4 protein-coding genes are annotated in these 2,293 nt (G+C 61.8%); all 4 read left to right on the forward strand.

What is annotated here, in order from left to right; all coding sequences use genetic code 11:
* Window positions 1–585: 585 nt before the first annotated feature.
* A complete protein-coding gene (locus HP546_RS29295) occupies window positions 586–933 on the forward strand; it encodes a hypothetical protein (RefSeq protein ID WP_172233085.1) in 348 nt (115 codons plus the stop codon).
* Window positions 930–1,082 carry a hypothetical protein gene (locus tag HP546_RS29300; RefSeq protein ID WP_172233088.1) on the forward strand — a complete coding sequence of 51 codons (153 nt, stop codon included), beginning with the start codon at window positions 930–932 and terminating at the stop codon, window positions 1,080–1,082. The genes HP546_RS29295 and HP546_RS29300 overlap by 4 nt, the downstream gene beginning before the upstream one ends.
* Before the next feature lie 24 nt (window positions 1,083–1,106).
* The gene (locus HP546_RS29305; protein ID WP_172233091.1) at window positions 1,107–2,027 is read left to right on the forward strand and encodes a hypothetical protein; all 921 of its coding nucleotides are present in this window, start codon (window positions 1,107–1,109) and stop codon (window positions 2,025–2,027) included.
* Window positions 2,028–2,033: 6 nt separating this feature from the next.
* On the forward strand, window positions 2,034–2,293 hold a 260-nt coding region (locus HP546_RS29310; RefSeq protein WP_218584651.1), incomplete at its 3' end, for a hypothetical protein.

Genomic DNA, 2,293 nt, shown 5'->3' on the forward strand with positions numbered 1-2,293 from the left:
CTGGCGCTCGGTGCTTTGGTCAGCGGTACTGACGCGGATGTATCCAACGTTCATGGTGCCCACCTCTGTGTTCATCAGGGTCTAGATGTATTCACGGTGGCACCGTTTACCCCTCCAATCAAGCGCGCAGCCCAAGCAAGTGTATTCATCCGACGCGCGGTCAACAGGCTATACCCTGATGAATACATGGGCGAAGGTCGCCGGCTGTGCCCAATCGCCCCCTGGAAAAGGGTCTGGGAGCGGAATAGTCGACCCCGCCCGGTACTCGTATCGTCCTTCCAGAACGTTACACAATTACATATAGGGTCTGAAACCCTGACACCCCCGTCCCGAGCCCAAACCCGTGTGAATGAAAAACGTCCTTCGGAATTCCCGGAAAAATTTTCCGTAAATTTCAGCCACTTATTTTAAGTCACCACCTAAAAAACCTGTGCCAATAAGCGTAACAACCCGCCCTGTAGAGGAAGCCGCATATACTCTATATTGCCAAGTTCAACAAGTACCGTCCGTCTAATCACGATTGTTCATAACTCGACACCGGAATATTCTGTAGGCAAGCAGAAAATCCACTCAACGGTGGGCGCCATGAACGATCAAAACATCAGCCTCGCAGCAACCGCCGCCCTCGCCGGGGTTGACGCCAGCTGGCTGTGCCGCCACCGCGCCGAACTCCCCACAGCTGTACCCGCCCACACCGGAGAACCCGGCAGGCCGTACCTCGCGTACACCACCCACGACCTCGCCGCATTCGCCCTGGAACACACTGCGCACTTGAGCGAGGCGGAGTGCCGGCTAGCCCTTGCGATTGCCCGCGCCACCCAAAAGCGCCACCGCAAGACAGCCGGCTTCTGTGCCGGAGCGACCGACCCCATTACCGGCCAGGTCGAACTGGTCCGCATCTACGCCGAACCCAGCCTGGAGCCACAGCCATGAACTTCGCCACCGCCCTCACCATGCCTGCCACCCCGCCAGCTGATACACCTGCACAGCGCAAGGCCGACCGCACCCACGCGCAGATGCTGCGCCTGGCCACTGCTCTGTGCCGATGCCACCTGCTGCCGGCCAGCAACACGGTTCACTGACCCACACGACCAGGGGAAATCATCATGGCTACTTTCGCGGACATTTTTAGCCAGGAGAATGTCGGCAACCTGCTCGCAGACCCGCGCCTGATGCTCGGCCTCAAACTCATGTCGCAGGGCCGGCAAGGATCCAGCAGCCAGGCCCTCGGTCAGGCTGGTAGCGAAGCTGCTGTGCTGATGGGCGAACAGCGCCGCCAGCAGGAATTGGCCCAGTACCGCCAGCAGATGACCGCGCTGCAGGCGCAGCAGATGCAGATGCGCCAGCAGGCAGCAGACGCCAAGGCAGCGCAACAGGCGCAGTATCAGGAGCGCCTGCAAGACCCCAGCTTCCTCGACCAGCTGAGCCCCACCGCCCGGCAGATGGCCGGCCTTGGCGTAAACCCGGACGACCTGATCCGGGCAATCAACAGCGATAACCTGGCGCAGCACCGTGACGCAACCCTGGCCCAGCAGCAGGCGCAGTTCGCTACCCGCGAAGGCCGCATCGGTGCCAATCAAGGTGGTTCCTCCGGACCGCGTATGCCTACCCAGCGCCAGGTGCTCGACGAGCCCTTGGGCGATGGCCGTATGCAGCGCCATGTGCTCAACCTGCAGACGGGCCAATACGAACCTTACGGCGAGCCATTCAACCAATACAGCCCTGGCCGCAAGGCCAACGCCGGTGCTGATGCGGCCGTCGACGAAATCCTGGGCAACACAGGCCCATCCGCTGCCGAGGCTTTACCCGGTACTGGCAACCTGCAGAGCTACGCGCCACAGCAACAACAGCCGGTCGGTGTGCTGCCAATGGCCGCTAGTGGCGGTGGTGCAGCCAAGACCGAGAAACGTGTACCAGGCCAAGCACAGATTGCCACCCCGACGACCAAGGCGGAATACGACGCCCTGCCGGCCGGTGCGCAGTACATCGACCCTGTGAGCGGCAAGACCGCCACCAAACGAGGTTAACGTGCGATGGCATTTTCCGCCTTTGGGGACGAACTCCCCGACGACCCAACGCCGCCTGACCCTGCTGCGCCTCAACCGCAGAAGGCGCCAGCGCAGCCGCAGGTAAGCGCATTTGGTGATCCGCTGTCGGCGTTCGGTGATGCCATCGACAACGATGTGCCACCCGCAGAGCAGGCCGGCTATCTGGGTCGCATCGAATCAGCCATCGACAACAGCATGCTTGGTGACTACGGCCGGTCGGTCGCCCGTGGTGGCGTAGGCGTCGG

It is taken from the genome of Pseudomonas sp. CM25, from assembly GCF_013179705.1.
Lineage (GTDB): Bacteria > Pseudomonadota > Gammaproteobacteria > Pseudomonadales > Pseudomonadaceae > Aquipseudomonas.

Coding starts and splice junctions, on each gene's coding strand:
- HP546_RS29295 (WP_172233085.1), top strand. CDS start 586: ATGAACGATCAAAACATCAGCCTCGCAGCAACCGCCGCCCTCGCCGGG.
- HP546_RS29300 (WP_172233088.1), top strand. CDS start 930: ATGAACTTCGCCACCGCCCTCACCATGCCTGCCACCCCGCCAGCTGAT.
- HP546_RS29305 (WP_172233091.1), top strand. CDS start 1,107: ATGGCTACTTTCGCGGACATTTTTAGCCAGGAGAATGTCGGCAACCTG.